We start from the raw sequence: 23,275 nt of genomic DNA on the forward strand, positions 1-23,275 counted from the left end.
GGTGCGCGCGGGGCCTTCTCACGTCGGCGCGGCCCGGAGGCCTCACGCGCTTGCGGACGCGAAGGCGGCGAGAAGATCGTCGCTCGTGAGCGTGACGCCGTAGGTGAGCCGCACGAGATAATGGATCGCCTCGCTCACCGAGGCCGGCGATCCGGTGGCGCAGGCGTCTTCCACCATCAGGCAGCCGTAGCCGCGGAAATTCGCGTCGCACAGGGTGGAGAAGACGCAGCGGTCGGTGTTGGTGCCAGAGAAGATCAGCGTGTCGATGCCACGGTTGCGCAGGATCGAATCGAGGTCATTGTCGTAGAAGCCCGACAGCCGGTGCTTGTGCACCACGAGATCGCCCGCCTCGGGCACCAGCTCGTCGACGAGTTCGGCGCCCCATTCGCTCGCGACCAGGATGCCGCCGTGGCCCGGCACGAGCGTGTCGGCATAGACCGGCCGGGTGCCGCCGGCGGAGGCCTTCGCGATCAGCATCGGGGAGAGTTCCGCCCGGTCGGCTCGGACGCCCCAGTTCAGCCAGATCACCTGCACCCCGGCGCGCCGCGCCGCCTTGGCGAGGACGTCGAGCTTCGGAACGATCGCCGTGAGCGGCGTCGGGTCGAAGCCGAGCCGGGGAAACCAGCCGTCGGGATGCAGAAAATCCTTCTGCATGTCGATGACGAGGAGGGCTGTGCGGGCGAGGTCGATCTCCGCGTGCTGCGGCGCTGCCGGAAACGACACGAGATGCGGCGCGGCGGGCGGCCGCGCGAAGCTCAGAACGGGAAGGTCCTTCACCGGCATCGACGGTCCCCCTCATGCGCGGGCGGCGACGTGTTCCGTCCATCCCCGCCGGCGCTCCGAGACTAGGCGGAATCGGGCAGCGAAACCAGCCGGCGCTAAGGTACGTCCCTGTTCTGTTCCTGCTGCGCATTCCGTGGGTTATCGTCCGCGTTGCGCCGCTTGGCGGCACGCGCGAGCGGGGGACGACGGGCATGACTGAAGCTTCGCCGAGCGGACCGGTCGCGCTGATCGCCCAGCACCGCGTCGCGGACGAGCACTACGCCGCCTATTGCCGGTGGCTCGCCGGGCTCGTCGAACAGCTCAGGAGCCGGCCCGGCTTCGTCGCCCACGATGTCGTGCCGCCGGCACCGCCCGAACAGCTCGACTGGATCATGATCGCCCGTTTCGCCGATGCCGCCGCCGCCCGCGGCTGGCTCGACAGCCCGGAGCGGGCGGCGGCGCTCGCCGTGGCGCGCCGCGACCACCTTCTCACCGACGAGGAGGTGCATCTGATGGAGGACAAGGACCCGCGCCCGCACGGCGGCGCCACCGCCTTCGTCGCCTATGACGTGCCGCCCGAGAAGGAGGCGGCCTTCCTCGCCTGGCAGAAGGCGATCTACGCGGTCGAGGTGCGCCATCCGGGCTTCGTGCGCCACAAGATCGAACGGCCGGTCCCCGGCGTGCGGGACGAGTGGATCATCGTCTTCACCTTCGACAGCGACGCCAGCCTGACGCGCTGGCTGCGCTCGGCCGAGCGGCGCGCCGTGATGGCCGAGGGCGGCGCCCTCAACGTCGCCGCCCGCCTCTCGCGCACCAGCTACGGCTTCGATTTCTGGTTCCGCGACAGGGACGCCGCCGCCCCGACCGGGTGGACCATTCTGAAGAACAACCTCCTCGTTCTCGCGGTCCTGAACCCGCTCGTCTATCTGTGGAGCTTCGGCCCCGGTGCGGCCCTCGGCGCCCATGGCGCGCCGCTGTGGCTCGTCCTGTTCCTCGGCAACCTCGTCTGCACGCAACTCCTCGGCTGGTGGCTTGCGCCGCTCGCCTTCAAGCTCTTCCGCCGCTGGCTCGCCCCCGATCTCGCGGGGCGGGCGACGGCCGCCGGCTATGCTGTCCTCGCCCTGCTCTACGCCGCCTCGATGGCGCTCGGCGCTGCTTTGCTCGGGACCTGAGCCGAGCGCCGGAAGGAGGCGGCCAGGGCCGGAAACGGCGGCAGAATCCCCTTGCCGGCGCGGGGGGACTTCGCTAAGCACCGACGCCGACGGTGCCGCGAGGTGCCGCCGCTCGACCGGCGCAATCGGGCGAGTTTGCAGTCCGCGAGCGGTCGCAATTCCGGCAAAGGATTGGGCCGCTTTCTTGGTATTCTGTGCCCGCGTCGTCCGCCGTTCGCGGATGGGGCACCGGCTCAGCACGTTCGAGGTGCCAATGAGCTTCCGCCTGCATCGTGGCGACCTGCCCGATCTCGACCGCTATCGCGGCTCCGTCGCGATCGACACCGAGACCCTCGGCCTCAATCCGCACCGCGACCGGCTCTGCGTCGTGCAGCTTTCGCCCGGCGACGGCAGCGCGGACATCGTGCAGATCGCCCGCGGTCAGCGCGAGGCGCCGAACCTGACGCGCCTCCTCGCCGACGCCTCGGTCACCAAGATCTTCCATTACGGCCGGTTCGATCTCGCGGTGCTCTACGCGGCCTTCGGCGTGATGGCCGGACCGGTCTTCTGCACCAAGATCGCCTCGCGGCTGACGCGCACCTACACCGATCGCCACGGCCTCAAGGATCTCGCCCGGGAACTCCTCGGCGTCGATCTGTCGAAGCAGCAGCAGAGCTCCGATTGGGCGGCCGAGACGCTGACCGAGGCGCAGGTCGCCTATGCGGCGTCCGACGTGCTCCATCTGCACGCCCTCAAAGATAAGCTCGAGGTCCTGCTCGCCCGCGAGGAGCGCAGCGAGATCGCGGCCGCCTGCTTCGCCTTCCTGCCGACACGCGTCCGCCTCGATCTCGCCGGCTGGCCGGAAGAAGACATCTTCGCCCATTCTTGAGCCGCCGTTCGCGCGACCGGATTTGCGGTCGCGCGGGAGGACCGCCATATAATGGGCTCCGTGCGGAGCCTTCGGTCCGGTTCGTCGGAAGCGTTCCCGGGGGAACTCCCGGCGAGACGTCAACGGGGCCGGTGGGGCAAACGAGGATCTGCGAGGCATGAGCGACGCGCCGTTGCGCTCGGCACCGTCCGTCTACGCGACCCGGAACGAGCCCGCGCCGACGCCGGGCCCGCGGCAGGGGGCGCGCGACATTCCGGACGACATCGACTATCGCCGTGAGAAGGCCCGCCGTCTCGCCAGCGGTCACAGTCGCCGCGTCCGGCTCCTGCGGGTCGTGCTGCCGCTGGCCGCTCTCGTGATCTTTCTCGGCGTCGCCGGCTTCAGCGTCGTCAAGTCGATGATCCCCGACAGCTTTAAGCTCGGCGGGATCGGCCTCTCCTCCGAGGGCATCGTGATGGAGAACCCCACCTTGTCGGGCCACGCCGGCGAGCGCGTCTATCAGATCCACGCCGACCGGGCGATCCAGCACATCGCCGATTCCTCGCTGATGTCGCTCGAGACGATCACCGCGCACATCACGACGGCGGACGGCAACAAGGTGACGCTGACCTCGAATAAAGGCCTCTACAACAGCAAGGCCGAAACGCTGCGCCTCGACGGCGACATCCACATCGTGGCGGCGAACGGCCAGAGCGCCGACATGAGCTCCGCCGACATCGACCTGAAGACCGGTCTCGCCTCCAGCACGACGCCGCTCACGCTGCGTTCCGGCCAGGGCCAGATCGAAGCCGGCGCCGGAACCGTTGCGCAGAACGGCAGCACTATGGTCTTTAAAGGCGGTGTAAAGGTTACCATGCATCCTGCCGCAAAGGGCGGTCAGGTCGCACCTGCGAACAACGCCGCCAAGCAGCCCGCGCCGGAGACCCTCCCATGACGTTGTCGCTCGTCCCCTCGATGAAGCTTCCGCTGGGTCGCCGCGGGCCGTCCGCCTTGTTGGCCGCGGCGCTGGGTCTCGGCGTCGTGACGGCCCTCGCCGGGCTCGCCGCTCCCGCTTTCGCCCAGGGTCAAGCCACGGCACCCGGCGCCGCCGCGCCCGGGCAGACGCCGGGCTCGTTCGGCGGCTTCGGCGGCGACAACAAGCAGCCGATCCAGATCGAATCGAGCGAGCTCGAGGTCAAGGACAAGGACGGCATCGCCATCTTCACCGGCAACGTGATCGCCAAGCAGGGCGATTCCACCCTCGAGACCGAGAAGATGATCGTCCACTATGCCGGCAGCGCGACCTCCGAGAACGGGGCGAAGCCGAGCAAGGCCGGGGCGAAGGCCGCGGCTGCGCCCGCCGCGACCGCAAGCGAGCCTGCCGCGCCCGCGGCGGGCGGCAGCGTGCTCGGGGGCGGCGCCCAGAACCAGCAGATCGAGAAGCTCGAGGCGATCGGCAAGGTGTTGCTGACCTCGAAGGATCAGTCCGCGACGGGCAATTACGGCATCTACGATTCGAAGGCGCAGACCTTCGTGATGACGGGCAATGTTGTGCTCACCCAGGGCAAGAACGTGGTCAAGGGTGACAAGCTCACCGTCGACCTCGTCACCAACAACGCGCACGTCACCTCGAACAAGCGCGTTCAGATGCTCCTGATTCCGGGGCAGGGGCAGAACGGCGGCGCGCCGGGGGCGCCGGCCGCGAAATCCAAGACGCAGTGAACCCGGCGGATCGCTCCGCCGGCTTTCGAGTGCCTGACCGCCGGTCGACAGCCGGGCGCCGCCCGCGCATGTCCCCGCGCCAGTTCGGATCATTGCATGACCTTGTTGCGTAGCAGTTCGCGCGAGCGGAAGCCGGCCGAGCCGGCGGCGTCACCCCGTTCGCTCCCACCGGATTCGGCGAGGAAAGAGCGCGTGGCGCAGGCTGACACGAATGACATGGGGGAAGGCGAGGAGGGGGTCGGTCACCTCATCGTGCGCAGCGTGGCGAAGAGCTATCGCCGCCGCACCGTGGTCCACGATGTCAGCCTCTCCGTCTCCCGCGGCGAGGCCGTCGGCCTGCTCGGGCCCAACGGCGCCGGCAAGACGACGGTGTTCTACATGATCACCGGGCTCATCCGTCCGGATCACGGCGCGATCTCCCTCGACGGTTTCGACATCACCAAGCTGCCGATGTACCGCCGCGCCCGCCTCGGCATCGGCTACCTGCCCCAGGAAGCCTCGATCTTTCGCGGCATGACCGTCGCGGAGAATATCCGCTCGGTGCTCGAGGTGATCGAGCCGGACCGCCACCGGCGCGATCAGGACCTGGAAATGCTGCTCCAGGAGTTCCGCGTCGAGCATCTGCGTGACCAGCCTGCGACCGCTCTGTCGGGCGGCGAGCGGCGGCGCGTCGAGATCGCCCGCTCGCTCGCGAGCCGGCCCTCCTTCATGCTGCTCGATGAGCCGTTCGCCGGCATCGACCCGATCGCGGTCGGCGACATCCAGATGCTGGTGCGCCATCTCACCCGCCGCGGCATCGGCGTGCTCATCACCGACCACAATGTGCGCGAGACCCTCGGCCTGATCGACCGGGCCTACATCATCGCGTCCGGCAAGGTGCTCACCCACGGGCTCCCGGCGGACATCGTGGCGAACTCCGACGTGCGCCGCCTCTATCTCGGCGAGCAGTTTACGCTTTGACGGCGCCGGCCCGCCGCGCTAACGAAAAGAGAGACAGGCAAGAAACGGACCAAGGCGCGGTTGGGGCAACCGACAGGCGTCGAGCCGTCGGCTGGGCCGCCGGAGTGGTTTGGCGCCCAAGTGAGTTGGGGTGATGGCGCTTTCGCAGAAGCTCGAGTTCCGACAGACCCAGTCGCTCGTGATGACGCCGCAGTTGATGCAGGCGATCAAGCTTCTGCAATTGTCGAGCCTCGACCTCAACGCCTTCGTCGACGCCGAGCTCGAGCGCAATCCCCTCCTCGAACGCGACGAGGCGCCGGAGGGCGCCGCGCCGGGGTCCGACGGTGCGGACGGCGGGCGGGATGAGGGTGGCTCCGATGGGGGGGCGGATTTCTCCCCCGATCCCGGCGACCGTGGCGAGGCCACCGAACGGCCCGAAGGCTTCGACCGCGACCTGGAACGCGCGCCGGGCATCACCGAACCGGCCGGCCGCGAACTCGACGTCGCCCTCGGCGACCTCTTCCCCGACGATTCGCGAACCGCCAACGAGCCCCGCGATCTCGATCCGGGACGCCTCACCGGCGAGGCCTGGAGCGGCACGGGAGGCGGAGGGGAGGACATCGATTTCGATTCCTTCGCCGCCGGCCGGCCGACGCTCTACGACCATCTGATCGCGCAACTCGCCCTCATGGTGCGCGACCCCGTCGAGCGCATCGTCGGTCAGGCGCTGATCGAGGCGATCGACGATGCCGGCTACCTGCGCGCCGAGATCGGAGACATCGCCGCCCAACTCGGGATCGACGTTCTCGCCGTCTCTCGCGTTCTTGCCATCGTCCAGCGCTTCGAGCCGTCGGGCGTCGGCGCGCGTTCCCTCGCCGAATGCCTGACCATCCAGCTCGCCGAGCGCAACCGCCTCGATCCGGCGATGCGGGCGCTGATCGACCATCTCGATCTCGTCGCCCGCCACGACCGCGCGCGGCTCAAGCGGCTGTGCAGCGTCGACGACGAGGATCTCGAGGAGATGCTCGCCGAACTCAAGGCGCTCGATCCGAAGCCCGGCCTCGCCTACGCCCCGTCCGATGCGGTGCAGACCGTGGTGCCGGACGTGCTCGTGCGCCCGACCGCCGACGGCTACCGCGTCGAGCTCAACACCGACGCCCTACCGCGGGTGCTGGTCAACCGCTCCTATCACGCCACCGTCGCCCGCACCGCGCGCTCGGCGACCGAGCGCAGCTATTTTGCTGACTGCCTCCAGACGGCGAACTGGCTGGTGAAGAGCCTCGACCAGCGCGCCAAGACGATCCTCAAGGTGGCGACCGAGATCGTGCGCCAGCAGGACGCCTTCTTCCGCCACGGCGTCGCGCACCTGCGGCCGCTCAACCTCAAGACCATCGCCGCCGAGACCGGCATGCACGAATCGACGGTGAGCCGCGTCACCGCCAACAAGTACATGGCGACGACGCGGGGCATCTTCGAGTTGAAGTTCTTCTTCACCGCGGCGATCGCCTCCGCCGACGGCGGCGAGGCCCATTCGGCCGAGGCGGTGCGCCACCGCATCCGCCGCCTGATCGAGGCCGAATCGCCGGCGGAGATCCTCTCGGACGACGCGATCGTGCATAGGTTGCGCGAGGATGGCGTGGAGATTGCCCGCCGAACCGTCGCTAAATATCGGGAATCACTTGGAATTGCCTCTTCGATGGAGCGCCGGCGCGAAAAGGCCGCTGGTCAGCGGGCCTCTTGAGGCTTAACCATTGAGGCAATGATGCGGCGTTGACTCTGCCTCGGGCCCTGATAGAACGCCGCGTCGGTCACGCCCGGCCCGACGGTCCGGGAAGGAAAAGCGAGCCCGGCGACGGCTCCGTCGAGCCGGATCGAGCGGGCCGATCAGAGGATCCGATGACGCTGCGCGTTTCGGGAAAGAACATCGACATCGGTGAGGCCCTGCGGAGCCGCATCGAGACTCGCATCAGCGAGATCGTGGGCAAATATTTCGAGGGCGGCTACAACGGGCACGCCACGGTCGAGCCGGAGGGCAGCGCCTTCCGAACGGATTGCTCGATCCACCTCGATACCGGCATCGTCCTGAAATCGAGTGCGGTCGCCCACGACGCTTATCAGAGCTTCGACGCGACGGCCGATCGCATCGAGAAGCGCCTGCGCCGCTACAAGAGCCGGCTGCGCGGCCGCCACGGCCACCACGACCAGGCGTCCGGTGCCCTCGAGGCCGCCGCCTACGTGCTGGCCTCGACGGAGACCGAAGAGGAACTGCCGGCGGACCACAGCCCGCTGGTGATTGCCGAGACCTCGACCCGCATCAAGACGATGACCGTCGGCATGGCGGTGATGGAGCTGGACCTGACCGAAGCTCCGGTGGTGGTGTTCCGCAATGCGGCCCACGGCGGCGTGAACGTCGTGTTCCGCCGTGCGGACGGCAACGTGAGCTGGATCGATCCGGCCCTCATTGCGACGCCCAACGGAGCCTGAGGCAACCCGCCGGCCCGCGGTCTCCCCCGCGGCCGGCACGAGGCGACGAATGAAAGCTCTAGGATGGCTTCGTCCGGCATTGTCGTCGGCCGGAGCGGCCCGCGTGGCCGAGCCCGTACTGCACAGCACGGCGGGCATGAACCTTGCTGCGTCTCCCCTGCGACGCGTCCTGTCCAACGCGCGCTTTGCCGGCGAACCTGCCGGCCGGGAGAGGACGCCCAGCCGACCCGGGTCGGAAGGAGATCAGGCGATGGATCTGAGTGATCTCTTGAGCGTGGAGGGCATCGTCCCCGCGCTCAAGGCGGGCAGCAAGAAGCAGGCTCTCCAGGAACTGGCGGAGAAGGCGGCGGTGATCGCGGGGCTCGATGGCCGCACCGTGTTGGAAACGCTGCTCCAGCGCGAGCGGCTCGGCTCCACCGGGGTCGGCCACGGCGTCGCCATTCCCCACGGCAAGATGCCAGACTTGAAGCGCATCGTCGGCGTGTTCGCCCGGCTCGATCGCGCCATCGATTTCGAAGCGCTCGATGACGAGCCGGTCGATCTCATTTTCCTGCTACTCGCGCCCGAGGGCGCCGGCGCCGACCACCTCAAGGCGCTCGCCCGGATCGCCCGTGTGCTGCGTGACGGGGCAATCGCCGCCAAATTGCGCGCCACCACCGACGCGACCGCGATCTATTCGCTGCTGACCCAGCCGCTCGCCTCGAACGCCGCCTGAGCGGCCCTGCGGCCACGCCTGGCTCATGTGAGGCCCGCCGCGGGACGGCGCTCTTTTGGGTCACCCCTCTTCCTTCTCCCCGTCGGGGAGAAGGTGCCCCGCAGGGGCGGATGAGGGGCTGAGCCCGGCTCAAGGCGCGTCCGCGATCTTCTTCAAAAAAATCCCCTCATCCGGCCTATCGGCCACCTTCTCCCCGCCAGCGGGGAGAAGGGAAGGGTGCACGTATGCGCCGTCTCGGTCGACGCACGTCCCCGCCTACGACGCGCCCGTCAGTGGACGCTCACCGTCACCATGTCGTGCTCGGCCGCATTGGCGACCGCCGCTTCGCGGCTGTCGGTGAGCAGAATCGGCGTCCCGTCGGCGGCGAGCAGCGCGAACAGGTCGAGGCCCGGCTGCAGCGCGGGCGCCTGCGGGAAGATTCGCGCCACGTCTTCCGAGCGCAGCGCCTTGATGTAGGTGATGTGACCGGTGCCGATCGCCGCCAGGTTCTCCGGCGACAGGTCATTCGGCGAGGCATTCACCTCGGGCTTCCGGTCGTGGTGCATGTCGTTCATGACTCGCTCCTTTCGATCCCCCGGTCTGGCGGGATCATCCCGTGAGCAACGGCTTGTGAGCAAAGGCTTGGATGCGCTCCCGCACCCTGCCGTCAGTCGCCGCACGCGATCTGGATTTTCCGCACGATGCGTTCCGGCTCCGGCCGCGCGAGGTCGATCGCCAGCAGTCCATCCTTCAACTCCGCGCCGAGGATCTCGATCCCTTCGGCGAGAACGAAGGTGCGTTGGAACTGCCGGGCGGCGATGCCGCGATGGAGGAATTGCCGGGTCTTGTCGTCGTCGATCTGACGGCCGCGGATGACGAGCTGGTTCTCTTCCAGCGTCAGGTCGAGCTGGTCGCGGGTGAAGCCGGCGACCGCCAGCGTGATCCGCAACACGTCGCCGTGGCCCCCGCGGGGCGGCAGACGCTCGATATTGTAAGGCGGATAACCGTCGCTCGCCGCTTTCGAGACGCGGTCGAGCGCCCGCTCGATCTCGTCGAAGCCGAGCAGGAACGGACTGGAAAAGGTCGTCATACGCGACATCGGACGAGCCCTCGTGAGCAAGCGGCTTTCTTCTCGTTCCGTGCCCCGCACGGGGCGCAGGCACGGGCCGGACCCGTCTGGCGGCATCCGGAGGGCTTTGCGATTCGGTCGAAGTCGCTGTCCCGTGACCCGAATATGGTCTGCCCGCCGCAGCGGTTCAAGCGGGCGGGCCTGGCGCACGCTGAAAGGCGCGCGGCTCAGTCGCGGGGCAGCAGGCGGTCGAGATAATCGAGCTCGAGCTGCGAGCGGCCGAGCTCGCCGAGCCGGCGGCGCAGTTCGTCGAGGATGCGGCGTGCCCGCTGGATGTCGATCGCGTCCGGCACCTTCACGCTTGAGCCGAAATCGGTGCCACGGCTGCGGCTCGAGCGGCCGAGCGGATCCTCGTCGCCGGACGCCGTGCCGCCTTCCCCGGGCGCACCCTGCTCGTCGCCGTTCTCGCGGGCCATCTGCTCGGCCAGCGATTGGGCGCCCTTGCGCAGCGCTTCGAGCGCCTCGCCCTGGCGGTCCACCGCGTCGCTCGATTCGCCGCGGCCGAGCGCATTGCCGGCTTCGCCCATGGCGCGGCCAGCGTCGCCGAGCGCATCGCCCGGATTGCCGCCCTGGCCCTGAGCACTCTGCCCCGGCTCGCCTTGGCCCTGGCCGCTCTGGCCTTGTCCCTGCTGCTGGCCTTGCCCCTGCTGACCCTGCCCTTCGGCCTGACCGCCTTGCCCCTCGCCCCTCTGGTCGCCGCGCTGGCCGGGGCCGAGCCGCTTCATCAGGTCCTGAAGGTCGCGGTTGAGGGCGTCCTGGCGATCCTGGAGCTGTTTCAGGCGCTGCTGGCGGTCGCCGCCGCCGGGCTGGCCCGTCTCGCCGTCGCCGTTGCCGGGGTTCTGACGGTCGAGATTGTAGGTCTCGTCCATCAGCCGCTGCTGCTCCTGGATCATGCGGCCGAGCTTGTCGAGCTGCTGGGACTGCTCCGAGCCCTGACCCTGCTGGCCGGGCTGACCCGGACGGGCCATCTGGAGGCCCTCCAGCATCTGCTGGAGTTCGGAGAGGAGCTGCTCGGCCGCCTCGGGCGAGCCGGTGCGCGCCAGTTCCTCGGCCTTGCGCAGCATTTCGTCGAGGTCCTTGGGCGTGACCGTGCGGGCGTTCTGGTTGCCCTGCTGGGGCGCCTGCGGGTTGCGCCGCATCTCCTCGGCGAGCTCGCGCAGATAAGTCTGCATCGCCTGGCGGAGTTCGTCGGTGAGCCGGGCGATCTCCTCGTCCGAGGCACCGTTGCGGATCGCCTGCTTCAGCCGCTCCTGGGCGTCGCGCAGCGCCTGCGCCGCGGCGGCGTGGCTGCCGTCGTCGATCGCGATCGCGAGGTCCCACAATTCGTCGAGGATCGGCTTCAACTGCGCGTCCGTCGTCGCCGCCGCGAGGTGCTGATAGGCGAGGCGGGTGCCGAGATAGGACGTCGTGGTCGGGAAGATGCCCTCCGGCGCCAGCATCAGGGCGTCGAGCGAGGTGATCGCGGTGGGCTGCGCGCGGGCGTCGAGGGCGAGGTTGCGGCGCTGCTCGATCACCGCGCGGGCGAGCGGCTCGCGGAACGGGTGCTCGGGCAGAGTGATCGTGACCGGCGGTGTCACCGCCTCGTGGCCCGCCTCGTCGCGGGCGACCAGCACGACGGCGACGGTCGAGCCGGCATAAGGATGCTTCGTCAAGTCCGCGACCGTCTTCGCCGCGCCGGCCTTGCCGCCGGCGGGGAGGCTGAGGCGGACCTTCGGCGCGTCGACAAGCGGGCGCCGGGCGGCCGGATCGCCGCCGTTCGGGTCCGGCATCGGGGTGATGCGTGCCTCGGCATCGACGATGCCGTAATCGTCCTTCACCTCGTAGGCGAACTCGACGCCGCCGGCGCGGGTGCCGAGGGGATCGGCGAGCCACTTGATGGTCGGTGGGTGGTCCGGATCGACGGCGAGCGACCAGCGGGCGAGCTCGTCGCCACCGTTCGTCACCTTCACCGTGCCGTCGCCGGTGAGCTTGGCTTTGCGCTCGACCTGATCGGCCGCAGCCGTCGCAGGGGCGGCCGCCGGGGCGGGGGGCTTGCCGGTTTCCTTGTCCGCATCCTTGCCGGCCTCCGGCTTCGCGGCCGGTGTCGGCTCCAGCGGGCGCTCGCCGTTGGCGTCGGCGAAGGTCACGGCGGCGTCCGGCGCACCGTGGACGCGCACGACGAGCTCGCTGCCCGCGGGCACCTTGACGATCCGGTCGGTCGCCGCGGCGGCGTCGCCGGTCAGGAAGATCGGCGCCCGACCCGTATAGCCGGGCGGGGTGATCCAGGCGTCGAGGCGGATCGGTTTCGCCTCGCCGAGCGGTCCGAACGGCCGGAAGGCGCTCTCGATACGCTCGCCGTAGGATCCGTAGCCGGCGAAGAGTCCGACGAACAGCGCCATGCCGACCAGCGCGCGCAGGGCCCACGGGTCGTGGCGATAGAGGGCGGGGCGGGGAAAGCCGGGCGCGAGCGCCGCGAGGCGCTCGACCGCGCGGCGGCGGTGGGCCTCCCACAGGGCGGACGCAGCCGGGCTCAAGGTCGCGGCGGGCTTGTCTTCCAGGGTGGTGAGCGGGCGGTGCGGCAGGCCCGACACCGCCTCGATGCGGTGCACCGCCTCGGCGCGCGACGGCCGGCGGGTGCGCACGGCGAGACCGAGGCTCGCGACGAGCGCGCCGGCGAACACGACGAGCACGGCGAGCCGCGGCCACGGGCCGATCGCGAGCCACAGGCCGAGCCAGGACACGGCGACGAAGAGGGCTAGAATGCCGAGGGTGAGGGCGAGCCGCGGCCACAGCCGCTCCCACAGGAGCGAGCGGGCCGCCCGGGCCACGAGCACGGCGACGCGCTGCTCGGCCGGGCCGACCGGGCGCTCGTCGTCTGCCATCGGGCTCACGGGTTCGGCCATCGGGCCATCCCATCCTCGCGCCGCGCCCGATCCGGCGCAGGCGGATTGATCGATCCCGAAGGCCCGCGCGGAGGCTCCGCACGACGCTCAGGGCGCGAAAGGCACCGACTCGCCCTGCCGATGCTCGCGGGCCGCCGGGCGGACCGCGAATGATAAGAATAAGCGTCGCAGGCCACGGCGGCGAGAATCGGGCGGCCGTTTTTGCAGATTTTTTGCGCGCCCGCCCGTCAGGCCCCGGCGATCCACGACGGCACCTGGTCGAGCCCGATCAGCGCCTCGTAGGAGGAGCGGGGGCGGACGACCTCGAAACGGTCGCCCGACACCATCACCTCGGGCACCAGCAGTCGACTGTTATAGGTCCCGGCCTGCACCGCGCCATAGGCCCCGGCGGACAGGATGGCGATGAGGTCACCCCCGGTGACCGGTGGCAGTGGGCGCGCCTGGGCCAGGAAATCGCCGGATTCGCACACCGGCCCGACGACGTCGACGATCGTGCGCTCCGCCCCGACGGCGGCCTCGGCCACGGTGCGGATCTCGTGGTGGGCCTCGTAGAGGGTCGGCCGGATGAGGTCGTTCATGCCGGCATCGACGATGACGAACGACTTCGCCGCACCGTGCTTCAGATAGACGACGCGGGTGAGGAGGATGCCGGCATTGCCGACGAGGAGCCGCCCCGGCTCGAACAGGATGCGGCAATCGAGGGCGTGGGCATGGCGATGCACCACGGCCGCATAGGCGGTCGCCTCGGGGACCTCGCTGTCCTCGCGGTAGGCAATGCCGAGGCCGCCGCCGAGATCGAGATGGTGGATGGCGTGGCCGTCGGAGCGCAGCACGCTGACGAGCTCGGCGAGCCGGGCGAAGGCCGCCTCGAAGGGCGCGAGTTCGGTGATCTGCGAGCCGATGTGGGCGTCGATGCCGGTTACCGCGAGGCGCGGTAGCGCGGCGGCGCGGCGATAGACCTCGCGGGCGTCGTGCCAGGGGATGCCGAACTTGTTCTCCGCCTTGCCGGTCGCGATCTTGGCGTGGGTCTTGGCGTCGACGTCCGGGTTGATGCGCAGCGACACCCGGGCGGTGCGGCCCATCGATTGCGCGACCTGCGAGAGGAGGTCGAGCTCGGGGACCGATTCGACGTTGAAGCAGAGGATGTCCTCGCCGATCGCGTAGGCCATCTCGCGGGCGGACTTGGCGACGCCGGAGAACACGATCCGCTCGCCCGGCACGCCGGCGGCGCGCGCGCGCCGCAATTCGCCCTCGGAGACGACGTCCATGCCGGCGCCGAGACCGGCGAGCAGGGTCAGCACCGCCTGGTTGGAGTTCGCCTTCATGGCGTAGCAGACGAGCGAGGGCAGGTCGGCGACGGCGCCTGCGAAGCGGGTGTAGTTCTCGGCGATCGCGGCGGTCGAATAGACGTAGACCGGCGTGTCGACCGCGGTCGCGATGGCGGGCAGCGGCACCGATTCGGCGTGGAGGATGCCGCCGACATAGGAGAAGTGTCTGTTCACGGGGGGACTTCCGGGGGCAGCGCGAAGACGGGGAGGCGGGACGCCCGGCGACGCGCGGCGCGCCGCCGGTTCAGGTCGGGACCGTCACGATTTTTTCGGCGTCGTCAGGATCGGATCGAGGATGAAGGGCGTGCTCGGCGCGTAGGAGCCGTTGCCGTCCGGTGACACGCCCGGCGGCGGCTCGACGCCCGCCGGCAGCTCGGTCGCGCCGCGGCGTCCGCAGCCCCCGAGCGAGAGCCCGGCCGCGACCAAAGCGAGCGCGAGGCCGAGGCGAGCGACGTTGCGCCCGAAAGCGGTACGGTCGGAAGCAAAGCGGCGGGGCACGGCGTCCTCCTGGTCCACGGCCCGCCCGCCGGTGCATTCCGGCGGCACGGGACAGGCCCGAGCGTTCGAATTCGGGGGCGCAGCGCCGGCGGCGCTCCGCGAGTCTTCGGTGAAAAGCGTCACCACATGAGCCGAAACGGGCCGCCGTGGCAATCGCCGACGCGCGTCCTTCAGACCGCGCCCGCTTTCGCGGCCGCTTCCTTGGTGAGCCGTTTCAGCCAGGTGCGGGCGGCACGGCGGACATTCTGCGGCGCGGTGCCGCCGTAGCTCGTGCGGCTCTTCACCGAACGCTCCACGGTGAGCACATCGTAGACCTCGGCGGTGATGCGGGCGTCGATCGCCTGCAGCGCCTCGAGAGGCAGCTTGTCGAGGGCGATGCCCTTCTCCGCGGCGGCGGCGACGGCCCGGCCGGTGACGTGGTGCGCCTCGCGGAACGGCATGCCGACGACCCGCACCAGCCAATCGGCGAGATCGGTCGCGGTGGAATAGCCCTGGCCGGCGGCCTTGCGCAGCGCCTTCACGTCGGGCTCGAGATCGCGCACCATGCCCGCGGTCGCGGCGATGGCGAGCGAGAGGCTCGAGAGCGCGTCGAAGGTCGGCTCCTTGTCCTCCTGCATGTCCTTCGCGTAGGCCATCGGCAGGCCCTTCATGACGATGAGGAGGGTGTTGAGCGCGCCGACGATGCGGCCGGTCTTGGCGCGCACCAGCTCGGCCGCGTCGGGATTGCGCTTCTGCGGCATGATCGAGGAGCCGGTGGTGAAACGGTCGGACAGGCGCACGAAGCCGAACTGCGCCGAGCACCAGATCACGATTTCTTCCGCGAGGCGCGACAGGTGCACCGCGGCGATGGCAGCCGCAGACAAGGTTTCTAGGGCAAAGTCGCGATCGGAAACGCCGTCGAGCGAGTTTGCGCCCGGCCGGTCGAATCCAAGGGCGTGGGCGGTGGCGAAGCGGTCGATCGGGAACGAGGTTCCCGCGAGCGCGGCCGAGCCGAGCGGGCATTCGTTCAGACGCTTGCGGGCGTCGGCGAGGCGGCCGCGGTCGCGCCCGACCATTTCGGCATAGGCGAGGAGATGATGACCGAACGTGACCGGCTGCGCGGATTGCAGATGGGTGAAGCCCGGCATCACGGTCGCGGCGTGGCTTTCGGCCTTCTCGGCGAGCGCCTGGAGAAGATCGGCGAGGGCGGCGTCGAGATCGTCGATGGTGTCGCGCACCCAGAGGCGGAAATCCGTCGCCACCTGGTCGTTGCGCGAGCGGGCGGTGTGCAGCCGGCCCGCCGCCGGGCCGATCAGCTCGGCGAGGCGGGATTCGACGTTCATGTGGATGTCTTCGAGCTCGCGCGAGAAGACGAAACGTCCCTCGTCGATCTCGGTCTTCACCGCGTCGAGGCCCGCGTCGATCGCACGCGCGTCCTCCGCCGCGATGATGCCCTGCTGGGCGAGCATGGCGACATGGGCCTTGGACCCGGCGATGTCCTGCCTGTAGAGGGTTTTGTCGAAATCGATCGAGGCGTTGATTTCGGCCATGATGGCGTCGGGGCCGGAGGCGAAGCGGCCGCCCCACATGCGGTTGCTCATGGTCTGAAGTCCCTCGACGCAGTTGAAGTTCGTGACGATCCGGAGAGAATTTGAATGGCCAAGGCCGGCAAGAAGGGCGCGGACGTCGATGCGGCGCCGACCAAGAAGGGCTCGAAGCTGAGCTTCATCTTGACGATCGCCGCCGCGGTCGTCGTCGCAGGGTCCGCCGGCGGGCTCGGCGCGGTATACGTGATGGGCGGCTTCTCTGGCAACGGCGAAGCGACCCGGTGCGCCGACGCGGGTGCCCTGTCGAAGACGCTGACGCCGCTCGCGGTGGGCGAACTCGCCGGCCTCATCACCTCGGGCGAGCCGACCTATGTCGGCGACCTCACTTATCGCCGCGGCGACCGCCGGCCGACCACTCTCGCCACCGAATTGTCGACAGTTCCGGACTCGGTCGCCCTGGTCAATCTGTGGGCGACCTGGTGCGTGCCGTGCCGCGAGGAGATGCCGGCGCTCAACCGGCTCGAGGCGCAGATGGGCCAGGATCGCTTCCAGGTCATCGCGATCAACGTCGACACCCGGGACGACGGCCGCGTCCAGCGCTTCATGACCGACAACCAGATCACCGATCTCAGCCTCAACTACGACCCGACGATGGGCGTCTTCAACACGCTGAAGACCCGCGGTCGGGCGGTCGGGCTGCCGACGAGCCTGCTCGTCAAGGCGCCGGGCTGCGTGGTCGCCGTGCTGCACGGGCCGGCGGCCTGGGACAGCAAGGACGGCACGACGGTGATCCAGGCGCTGCTCGACGGTCCGAAGCCGGAGGCGGCGGCCGAGGGCGGCGAGGGCGGGCACGCCAAGCCCGCGGGCGAAGAGGGCGGCGAGAAGCCGGCCGAAGGGCACTGATGCCGCGATGCCGCCGGGCGCGAGCCCGGCCCGTCAGGCCGGGCGGTCGCGGGTGAGGAACAGCGTGTCCTCCTCCATGAAGCGCACATTGTATTGGAAGCGGAAGCCCGCCTTCTCGGCGACGCGCACCGAGGCGCGGTTCTCCGGGGCGATGAGGCAGGCGGTCCGCCGATGCGCCGTCGTGCCGTCGAGCCAGCCGAGCGCGGCGGCGAGCGCCTCGCTCGCATAGCCCCGGCCTTGCGCCCACGGCGCGAGAACCCAGCCCGCCTCGGGAAGCCCATGGATCGGCGGATCGATCGGCCGGTGGAAATCAGCGAAGCCGAGATCGCCGACGAAGCGTCCGCTCGCCTTCTCCGTCACTGCCCAATAGCCGAAGCCGAGCAGCGCCCACAGCCCGCGATAGCGCAGCAGCCGGGCCCAGCACTCGGTCGGCGTCGAGGGCTTGCCGATGTGGCGCACCACCTGCGGATCGCTCCAAAGCACACACAACGCCTCGAAATGCCCGGTGCCGTGCGCATCGAGCACGAGCCGCTCGGTTTCGAGCCGGACAGGGCGGTCGATCGGGTCGTTCATGGCGTTCCCTTCCGGGTGGTCGCGCGTCGCGGCCCTCGGTAGACCCCGCGTTCAAAAAAGAAAACCGTTCGATTTCCAGCCACGCCCGCGATCACCGTTTTCTGCGAACCGCGCCTTCGAGAGAACCGGGCAGCCGGCGCGCGGCGTCGGCGGGTAAAATTCGGCTCGGCGACCCTTGCCTGTCGGCGGCTCTCCGCGCGACGGGCACAACCGGGTACGCTTGACAAACTCCATCGGGTTAATAGACATTCTGGAGGAACAGATTTCCTCGGGGATGGCTACGATGGCTCTTTCACGACTGCTTTATTCTACGCGGCGCTCCATCCTCGCGGGCGCCGGCGGTCTCGCCCTTGCGGCTGCAATCGGAGCGGGTCCCGTGCTCGCCGATCAGCAGCTCCTCAACGTCTCGTACGATCCGACCCGCGAATTGTACAAGGCCTACAACGAGGTCTTCGCCAAGCACTGGAAGGAGACCACGGGCGAGACGGTCACCATCAAGACCTCGAACGGCGGCTCCGGCGCACAGGCGCGCGCCGTGATCGACGGCCTGCCGGCTGATGTGGTGACGCTGGCGCTCGCCGCCGACATCGACGCCATCGCCAAGAAGACGGGCAAGATCCCGGCGGATTGGGCCTCGCGCCTGCCGCACAATTCGGCCCCCTACACCTCGACGATCGTGTTCCTGGTGCGCAAGGGCAACCCGAAGGGCATCAAGGACTGGCCGGACCTCGTGAAGGACGGCGTCCAGGTCATCACCCCGAACCCGAAGACCTCGGGCGGCGCGCGCTGGAACTACCTCGCTGCGTGGGCGTGGGCCAACAAGGAATACGGCGGCGACGAGACCAAGGTGAAGGCCTACATCGCCGACCTCTTCAAGCACGTGCCGGTGCTCGATTCCGGCGCCCGCGGCGCCACCACCACCTTCGTGCAGCGCCAGATCGGCGACGTGCTGCTCGCCTGGGAGAACGAGGCCTTCCTCGCCATCAACGAGCTCGGGCCGGATTCCTTCGAGATCGTCGTTCCCTCGATCTCGATCAAGGCCGAGCCCCCGGTCGCCGTGGTGGACGGCAACGTCGACGCCAAGGGCACCCGCAAGGTGGCGCAGGCCTATCTCGAATATCTCTATTCGAAGGAGGGCCAGGTCCTCATCGCCAAGAACTATTACCGCCCGAGCGATCCCTCCGCGGTCGATGCGGCCGACCTGAAGCGCTTCCCGGACGTGCCGCTGGTGACGATCGACGACCCGATCTTCGGCGGCTGGGCGAAGGTGCAGAAGACCCAGTTTGCCGACGGCGGCGTGTTCGACCAGATCTACAAGCCGGCCCAATAAGGCCGGCCCCGACGGGCGCGGCGCTTTCCCGGCGCCGCCCGTCCGGTTATCGCTACCGAACGAAGGACCCGGGCGCTCCCCTCGTCGAGGATGAAGCGGGAGAGGCCCGAAGGATCGCAACGGACGTGAAACGGAATAAGGCCTGATGGCTCTTGCCCCTTCTCTGGGGCGTCGGCCGAGCGTCATCCCGGGCTTCGGGATGGCGCTCGGCTTTACGCTCGTCTACCTGTCGCTGATCGTGCTGATCCCGCTCGCGGTGCTCCTCCTTCGGTCGAGCACGGGCGGGTTCGCTTCGTTCTGGGCGATCGCCACGGACCCGCGCATCGTCGCCGCCCTGAAGCTCAGCTTCGGCGCCTCGTTCATCGCCGCGCTCGTCAACGCGGTGTTCGGCCTGATCGTCGCCTGGGTGCTGGTGCGCTACCGCTTTCCCGGCCGCAAGGTGATCGACGCGATGGTCGATCTCCCCTTCGCGCTGCCGACCGCCGTCGCCGGTATCGCGCTCACCGCGATCTACGCGCCGAACGGCTGGATCGGCCAATATCTGGCCCCCCACGGCATCAAGATCGCCTATTCCCCGCCGGCGTGATGGTGGCGCTCGTGTTCATCGGGCTGCCCTTCGTGGTGCGCACCCTCCAGCCGGTGCTGGAAGAGGTCGATCGGGAACGCGAGGAGGCTGCCGCGACGCTCGGCGCCACCCGCGCCCAGACCATCCGCCGCGTCGTGCTGCCGGTGATCCTGCCGGCCCTGATGACCGGCTTCGCGCTCGCCTTCGCCCGCGCCGTCGGTGAATACGGCTCGGTGATCTTCATCGCCGGCAACATCCCCTACGTCTCGGAGATCGCGCCACTCCTCATCGTGATCCGGCTCGAGGAGTTCGATTATCACGGCGCCTCCGTGGTCGCCGCGGTGATGCTGATCCTCTCCTTCGCGATGCTGTTCGCGATCAATCTCATTCAGTCGTGGGCACGGCGGAGGTTCGGTGATGTCTGACGCTGTGGTCGGAACCCGCGCCGCCGTCCGCGCCGCGCCCGCGCACCGCCGCTCGGCGACGACCGAGAGCCCGCTCGTCAAGGCGATCCTGATCGCGCTGGCGCTCGCCTTCCTGGCGCTGTTCCTGCTCCTGCCGCTCGTCACCGTCTTCGTCGAGGCGCTGCGCCAGGGCGTCGCCGCCTATTTCGAGGCGCTGGGTCAGCCCGACGCGCTTGTGGCGATCCGCCTGACCCTCCTCATCGCGGCGATCGCGGTGCCCTGCAATCTGGTGTTCGGCCTCGCCGCGGCGTGGGCGATCGCCAAGTTCGAATTTGCCGGCAAGAGCCTTCTGACGACCCTGATCGACCTGCCGTTCTCGGTCTCGCCGGTGATCTCCGGGCTCGTCTACGTGCTGATGTTCGGGGCGAGCAGCCCGCTCAATCCGTGGCTCACCGCCCACGGCATCCAGATCGTGTTCGCGGTGCCCGGCATGGTGCTCGCCACGATCTTCGTGACGCTGCCCTTCGTCGCCCGCGAGCTGGTGCCGCTGATGCAGGAGCAGGGGACCACCGAGGAGGAGGCGGCGATCTCGCTCGGGGCGAGCGGCTTCAAGACGTTCCTGCGCGTCACGCTGCCGAACGTGAAATGGGGCCTGCTCTACGGCGTGCTGCTCTGCAATGCCCGCGCGATGGGCGAGTTCGGCGCCGTCTCGGTGATCTCCGGCCACATTCCGGGGCTCACCAACACGATGCCGCTGCAGATCGAGCAGCTCTACAACGAATATTCCTTCGCCGGCGCGTTCGCGGTCGCCTCGCTGCTCGCGCTCCTCGCCCTCGTCACGCTCGTCGCCAAGACGCTGCTCGAATGGCGTTTCGCCGATTCGATCGCGGCGGCCACCCGGCGCCACTGAGCGGCGGCGGCCCGAAACATCCGGAACCGTTCGACCATGGACATCACCGTCGATTATGATGCGACCACGGCGGCCCGGCGCGGCCCCGCATTCCTCGAAGCGACAGGGGTACGTGCCGTGCCGATCGGCGTCCGCGTTGAGAATCTGGTGAAGGCCTTCGACCGCACGCCGGCGCTCCACGGCGTGTCGCTCGACATTCCGGGGGGCGAGCTCGTCGCCCTGCTCGGGCCGTCGGGCTCGGGCAAGACGACCCTGTTGCGCATCGTCGCCGGCCTCGAATTCCCGACCGAGGGCACCGTCTATTTCGGCGACGAGGATGCGCTCTCGAAGAGCGTTCAGGAGCGCAACATCGGCTTCGTGTTCCAGCACTACGCGCTGTTCAAGCACATGACGGTGTTCGATAACATCGCGTTCGGGCTGACCGTGCGGCCGGCGGCGCGCCGGCCCTCGAGGCAGGCGATCCGCGACAAGGTGATGGCGCTGCTCGATCTGGTGCAGCTTCCCGGCCTCGAGAAGCGCTATCCGATGCAGCTCTCGGGCGGCCAGCGCCAGCGCGTGGCGCTCGCCCGCGCGCTCGCCGTCGATCCGCAGGTTCTCCTCCTCGACGAGCCGTTCGGCGCGCTCGACGCCAAGGTGCGCAAGGATCTGCGCCGTTGGCTGAAGGAGATCCACGCCCGCACCGGCCACACCACCCTGTTCGTCACCCACGATCAGGAAGAGGCGATGGAACTCGCCGACCGCATCGTGGTGATGCGGGCGGGCCAGATCGAGCAGGTCGGCACGCCGGACGAGATCTACGACAAGCCGGCGACGCCGTTCGTGTTCGACTTCATCGGCGAATCGATCCGCCTGCCGGTCACCGTCTCCCGCGGCGCGGTGCTGCTCGACGGCCGGCCGATCCCGGTCGCGTTGCCGGGCATCGCCGACGGGGCGGGTGAGCTGTTCGCCCGGCCGAGCGACATCGCCATCGCCGCGAACGGGGCGGAAGGGGTGCCGGCGCGCGTGGTCGCGGTGCGCCGCACCGCCGGCCACCGGCTGCTCGAGGCCGAGGTCGGCGCCGATTCCCACCGCGTCGAGTTCGCCATTCCGACCACGACCGACGTCGCGGTGGGCCAGCCGATCGGTCTCGTCCTCACCGCGACGCGGTTCTATCCGGCGGCCTGATCGGGGCGCGTTTTCAGATGGCGGATTGCGCCGGGACGGAGCGGTCGGTCACCGCGCCGGCCGGCTTCTCGCGTCCGCTCCAATGGTCGAGGAAGGCATCGAGCCAAGCCCTGACCGGGCCGTCGTAGACGAAGCGGTTCGCCACATGGGTCGCGCCCGGCTGGGCGCCGGGCGGCAGCACGCGCTGGCTCGCCGAATGGGCCCACCGGTTCATCATCGCGAAGGTGAGCTCGGGGTGGAACTGAATGCCATAGGCGCAGGGCCCGACCTTCATCGCCTGGTTCGGGAACATCTCGCCCTCGGCGAGGAGTTCGGCCCCGGTCGGCAACGCGAAGCCTTCGCTGTGCCAATGATAGACCTGGCGCGGCCAGTGGAACATCCGTTCGCCCGCGGCCGTCGGCCTCAGGGGATAATAGCCGATCTCGCCGCAGCCGTGGGCGTGGGGCGCCACCGTGGCACCGAGCTGGCGTGCCAGCATCTGGGCGCCGAGGCAGACGCCGAGGAACGGCACCTTCTCCTTCAGCGGCACCGCGATCCAATCGATCTCCCGCCGGATGAAGTCGTCCGGGTCGTTGGCGCTCATCGGGCCGCCGAAGATGACGGCGCCGGCATAGCCGTCGAGCGAGGCGGGGAGGGGATCGCCGAGCGCGGGGCGGCGGATGTCGAGGCGAAAGCCGCGCGCCATCAGACCGAGGCCGATGCGGCCCGGGCTCGAACGCTCCTGATGCAGAACGATCAGGATGCGGTCCCGCGGCGCGCGCGGACCTTCCGGGAAAGACTGAGTCAAGAACACCGTGGCGGAATCCGGCTGGTGGAATCCTGGGAGCACCGAGTCGATGCTATGAGGATAGGACCGGATTGTGGCAGCGCAACCCCGCCACGGGGAATTGCGCGCGATCAGTGCCCTTCGCCGTCCGCCCCGCCGTGGTCTTCGCCCTCGTGGCGGTGGGCGACCTGCTTGCGCAGGGTGACGCGGTCGCGCGTCGAGACGCCGAGGAGTTCCGCGACGCGCCACACCGTGTTCTCCTCGAACTCGGTCGCGACGCCGTCGGCGAAGACGGCCTCCCACATCATCTCGACCACGTGGCGGCGGCCCTCGTCGTCGAGCGCGCGCTTGAGGACGGAGGTGAAGCCGTAGAGATCGACGGCCTCGTCGTCGGCGCGCTTCGCCTGCTCGACGAGCCGGTCGGTCTCCTCTTCGGTGAGGCCGTATTGCTTGGAGAGGACGCTGCGGATTCCCGTGCGCTCGCTCTCCTCGACGGTTCCGTCGACGCTGATGAGATGGACGAGGAGCGCCGCGACCGCGAGCCGATGGTCGTCGGGGGCGAAGGCGCGGTCCTGATCGGCCGTGATCTCGTGGAGGTAGTCGCGGATCGCCTTGAACATGGATACTCCTGGGCCCCGTAGGCCGCCGGGGCCTACAGAGCCGCCGGTAACGACGCA

22 protein-coding genes and 1 pseudogene are annotated in these 23,275 nt (G+C 69.4%); 13 read left to right on the top strand and 10 right to left on the bottom strand.

Features of this window, described 5'->3' with window-relative positions; genetic code table 11:
* Positions 1–42: 42 nt before the first annotated feature.
* The gene (locus F0357_RS11830) at positions 43–783 is read right to left on the bottom strand and encodes a cysteine hydrolase family protein (protein WP_153481618.1); all 741 of its coding nucleotides are present in this window, start codon (positions 781–783) and stop codon (positions 43–45) included.
* Between the two features lie 191 nt (positions 784–974).
* Between F0357_RS11830 and F0357_RS11835 the strand changes: the two genes are divergently transcribed.
* The 8 genes from F0357_RS11835 (at position 975) to ptsN (ending at position 8,641) form a co-directional block, all read left to right on the top strand.
* Positions 975–1,934: an antibiotic biosynthesis monooxygenase gene (locus tag F0357_RS11835; protein ID WP_208948305.1), complete on the top strand. Its 960-nt coding sequence runs from the start codon at positions 975–977 to the stop codon at positions 1,932–1,934.
* Between the two features lie 253 nt (positions 1,935–2,187).
* Positions 2,188–2,802 (top strand): ribonuclease D, encoded by a 615-nt coding sequence (locus F0357_RS11840; RefSeq protein WP_153481625.1) that lies wholly within the window; start codon positions 2,188–2,190, stop codon positions 2,800–2,802.
* Between the two features lie 157 nt (positions 2,803–2,959).
* Positions 2,960–3,736, top strand: a complete 777-nt coding sequence (gene lptC / locus F0357_RS11845) for an LPS export ABC transporter periplasmic protein LptC (RefSeq protein WP_153481628.1) — start codon at positions 2,960–2,962, stop codon at positions 3,734–3,736.
* Positions 3,733–4,503 (top strand): LptA/OstA family protein, encoded by a 771-nt coding sequence (locus F0357_RS11850; protein WP_153481633.1) that lies wholly within the window; start codon positions 3,733–3,735, stop codon positions 4,501–4,503. Before lptC ends, F0357_RS11850 begins: the two co-directional genes overlap by 4 nt.
* Before the next feature lie 216 nt (positions 4,504–4,719).
* Complete coding sequence (gene lptB, locus F0357_RS11855) at positions 4,720–5,463, top strand: LPS export ABC transporter ATP-binding protein (protein ID WP_153486773.1); 744 nt, start codon at positions 4,720–4,722, stop codon at positions 5,461–5,463.
* A 133-nt stretch (positions 5,464–5,596) separates the two neighbouring features.
* Positions 5,597–7,183 carry an RNA polymerase factor sigma-54 gene (rpoN, locus tag F0357_RS11860; RefSeq protein ID WP_153481635.1) on the top strand — a complete coding sequence of 529 codons (1,587 nt, stop codon included), beginning with the start codon at positions 5,597–5,599 and terminating at the stop codon, positions 7,181–7,183.
* Positions 7,184–7,338: 155 nt separating this feature from the next.
* Entirely contained in the window at positions 7,339–7,926 is a 588-nt protein-coding gene (gene hpf / locus F0357_RS11865; RefSeq protein ID WP_153481642.1) for a ribosome hibernation-promoting factor, HPF/YfiA family, read from the top strand.
* A 250-nt stretch (positions 7,927–8,176) separates the two neighbouring features.
* Entirely contained in the window at positions 8,177–8,641 is a 465-nt protein-coding gene (gene ptsN, locus F0357_RS11870; protein WP_153481650.1) for a PTS IIA-like nitrogen regulatory protein PtsN, read from the top strand.
* A gap of 269 nt (positions 8,642–8,910) precedes the next feature.
* Here the strand turns inward: ptsN and F0357_RS11875 are convergent, their stop codons facing one another.
* The 6 genes from F0357_RS11875 to argH all read right to left on the bottom strand — a co-directional run bounded on the left by F0357_RS11875 (position 8,911) and on the right by argH (position 16,037).
* Positions 8,911–9,186, bottom strand: a complete 276-nt coding sequence (locus tag F0357_RS11875; RefSeq protein ID WP_153486776.1) for a BQ00720 family protein — start codon at positions 9,184–9,186, stop codon at positions 8,911–8,913.
* Between the two features lie 101 nt (positions 9,187–9,287).
* Positions 9,288–9,719 carry an Hsp20 family protein gene (locus F0357_RS11880; protein ID WP_153481653.1) on the bottom strand — a complete coding sequence of 144 codons (432 nt, stop codon included), beginning with the start codon at positions 9,717–9,719 and terminating at the stop codon, positions 9,288–9,290.
* A 197-nt stretch (positions 9,720–9,916) separates the two neighbouring features.
* The gene (locus tag F0357_RS11885) at positions 9,917–12,631 is read right to left on the bottom strand and encodes a TIGR02302 family protein (protein WP_153481656.1); all 2,715 of its coding nucleotides are present in this window, start codon (positions 12,629–12,631) and stop codon (positions 9,917–9,919) included.
* A gap of 227 nt (positions 12,632–12,858) precedes the next feature.
* Complete coding sequence (gene lysA / locus F0357_RS11890) at positions 12,859–14,133, bottom strand: diaminopimelate decarboxylase (RefSeq protein ID WP_312861555.1); 1,275 nt, start codon at positions 14,131–14,133, stop codon at positions 12,859–12,861.
* Between the two features lie 84 nt (positions 14,134–14,217).
* Positions 14,218–14,457 (bottom strand): lipoprotein, encoded by a 240-nt coding sequence (locus F0357_RS11895; RefSeq protein ID WP_153481662.1) that lies wholly within the window; start codon positions 14,455–14,457, stop codon positions 14,218–14,220.
* 170 nt (positions 14,458–14,627) lie between these two features.
* On the bottom strand, positions 14,628–16,037 hold the full coding sequence (argH, locus tag F0357_RS11900) for an argininosuccinate lyase (protein ID WP_153481670.1): 1,410 nt from the start codon (positions 16,035–16,037) through the stop codon (positions 14,628–14,630).
* A 54-nt stretch (positions 16,038–16,091) separates the two neighbouring features.
* Here argH and F0357_RS11905 point away from each other — a divergent pair, with 54 nt between their 5' ends.
* On the top strand, positions 16,092–16,886 hold the full coding sequence (locus F0357_RS11905) for a TlpA disulfide reductase family protein (protein WP_153481674.1): 795 nt from the start codon (positions 16,092–16,094) through the stop codon (positions 16,884–16,886).
* Between the two features lie 33 nt (positions 16,887–16,919).
* On the opposite strand, the gene F0357_RS11910 is transcribed toward F0357_RS11905, so the two are convergent.
* A complete protein-coding gene (locus tag F0357_RS11910; RefSeq protein ID WP_153481676.1) occupies positions 16,920–17,459 on the bottom strand; it encodes a GNAT family N-acetyltransferase in 540 nt (179 codons plus the stop codon).
* Positions 17,460–17,742: 283 nt separating this feature from the next.
* Between F0357_RS11910 and F0357_RS11915 the strand changes: the two genes are divergently transcribed.
* The 4 genes and pseudogenes from F0357_RS11915 to F0357_RS11930 all read left to right on the top strand — a co-directional run bounded on the left by F0357_RS11915 (position 17,743) and on the right by F0357_RS11930 (position 21,832).
* A complete protein-coding gene (locus F0357_RS11915; protein ID WP_246161441.1) occupies positions 17,743–18,789 on the top strand; it encodes a sulfate ABC transporter substrate-binding protein in 1,047 nt (348 codons plus the stop codon).
* 145 nt (positions 18,790–18,934) lie between these two features.
* Positions 18,935–19,779 (top strand): annotated as a pseudogene (gene cysT / locus F0357_RS11920) (sulfate ABC transporter permease subunit CysT).
* Positions 19,772–20,668 (top strand): sulfate ABC transporter permease subunit CysW, encoded by an 897-nt coding sequence (cysW, locus tag F0357_RS11925; RefSeq protein WP_153481680.1) that lies wholly within the window; start codon positions 19,772–19,774, stop codon positions 20,666–20,668. Before cysT ends, cysW begins: the two are co-directional and overlap by 8 nt.
* A 123-nt stretch (positions 20,669–20,791) precedes the next feature.
* The gene (locus tag F0357_RS11930; RefSeq protein WP_312861705.1) at positions 20,792–21,832 is read left to right on the top strand and encodes a sulfate/molybdate ABC transporter ATP-binding protein; all 1,041 of its coding nucleotides are present in this window, start codon (positions 20,792–20,794) and stop codon (positions 21,830–21,832) included.
* Positions 21,833–21,845: 13 nt separating this feature from the next.
* On the opposite strand, the gene F0357_RS11935 is transcribed toward F0357_RS11930, so the two are convergent.
* Positions 21,846–22,619, bottom strand: coding sequence for a glutamine amidotransferase (locus F0357_RS11935; RefSeq protein WP_153481691.1), 774 nt, complete (start codon positions 22,617–22,619; stop codon positions 21,846–21,848).
* Positions 22,620–22,729: 110 nt separating this feature from the next.
* Complete coding sequence (locus F0357_RS11940; RefSeq protein WP_153481694.1) at positions 22,730–23,218, bottom strand: tellurite resistance TerB family protein; 489 nt, start codon at positions 23,216–23,218, stop codon at positions 22,730–22,732.
* Positions 23,219–23,275: the final 57 nt, after the last annotated feature.

The organism is Segnochrobactrum spirostomi (genome assembly GCF_009600605.1).
GTDB classification, from domain to species: Bacteria; Pseudomonadota; Alphaproteobacteria; order Rhizobiales; family Segnochrobactraceae; genus Segnochrobactrum; species Segnochrobactrum spirostomi.

What these genes read in the sequence shown, in the direction of transcription:
- F0357_RS11910 (WP_153481676.1), bottom strand. Translation starts at nt 17,459, where the DNA reads ATGAACGACCCGATCGACCGCCCTGTCCGGCTCGAAACCGAGCGGCTC.
- cysW (WP_153481680.1), top strand. Translation starts at nt 19,772, where the DNA reads ATGTCTGACGCTGTGGTCGGAACCCGCGCCGCCGTCCGCGCCGCGCCC.
- F0357_RS11915 (WP_246161441.1), top strand. Translation starts at nt 17,743, where the DNA reads ATGGCTCTTTCACGACTGCTTTATTCTACGCGGCGCTCCATCCTCGCG.
- lptB (WP_153486773.1), top strand. Translation starts at nt 4,720, where the DNA reads ATGGGGGAAGGCGAGGAGGGGGTCGGTCACCTCATCGTGCGCAGCGTG.
- rpoN (WP_153481635.1), top strand. Translation starts at nt 5,597, where the DNA reads ATGGCGCTTTCGCAGAAGCTCGAGTTCCGACAGACCCAGTCGCTCGTG.
- F0357_RS11835 (WP_208948305.1), top strand. Translation starts at nt 975, where the DNA reads ATGACTGAAGCTTCGCCGAGCGGACCGGTCGCGCTGATCGCCCAGCAC.
- ptsN (WP_153481650.1), top strand. Translation starts at nt 8,177, where the DNA reads ATGGATCTGAGTGATCTCTTGAGCGTGGAGGGCATCGTCCCCGCGCTC.
- F0357_RS11940 (WP_153481694.1), bottom strand. Translation starts at nt 23,218, where the DNA reads ATGTTCAAGGCGATCCGCGACTACCTCCACGAGATCACGGCCGATCAG.
- F0357_RS11905 (WP_153481674.1), top strand. Translation starts at nt 16,092, where the DNA reads ATGGCCAAGGCCGGCAAGAAGGGCGCGGACGTCGATGCGGCGCCGACC.
- F0357_RS11830 (WP_153481618.1), bottom strand. Translation starts at nt 783, where the DNA reads ATGCCGGTGAAGGACCTTCCCGTTCTGAGCTTCGCGCGGCCGCCCGCC.
- F0357_RS11885 (WP_153481656.1), bottom strand. Translation starts at nt 12,631, where the DNA reads ATGGCCGAACCCGTGAGCCCGATGGCAGACGACGAGCGCCCGGTCGGC.
- argH (WP_153481670.1), bottom strand. Translation starts at nt 16,037, where the DNA reads ATGAGCAACCGCATGTGGGGCGGCCGCTTCGCCTCCGGCCCCGACGCC.
- F0357_RS11880 (WP_153481653.1), bottom strand. Translation starts at nt 9,719, where the DNA reads ATGTCGCGTATGACGACCTTTTCCAGTCCGTTCCTGCTCGGCTTCGAC.
- hpf (WP_153481642.1), top strand. Translation starts at nt 7,339, where the DNA reads ATGACGCTGCGCGTTTCGGGAAAGAACATCGACATCGGTGAGGCCCTG.
- F0357_RS11875 (WP_153486776.1), bottom strand. Translation starts at nt 9,186, where the DNA reads ATGCACCACGACCGGAAGCCCGAGGTGAATGCCTCGCCGAATGACCTG.
- lptC (WP_153481628.1), top strand. Translation starts at nt 2,960, where the DNA reads ATGAGCGACGCGCCGTTGCGCTCGGCACCGTCCGTCTACGCGACCCGG.
- F0357_RS11850 (WP_153481633.1), top strand. Translation starts at nt 3,733, where the DNA reads ATGACGTTGTCGCTCGTCCCCTCGATGAAGCTTCCGCTGGGTCGCCGC.
- F0357_RS11840 (WP_153481625.1), top strand. Translation starts at nt 2,188, where the DNA reads ATGAGCTTCCGCCTGCATCGTGGCGACCTGCCCGATCTCGACCGCTAT.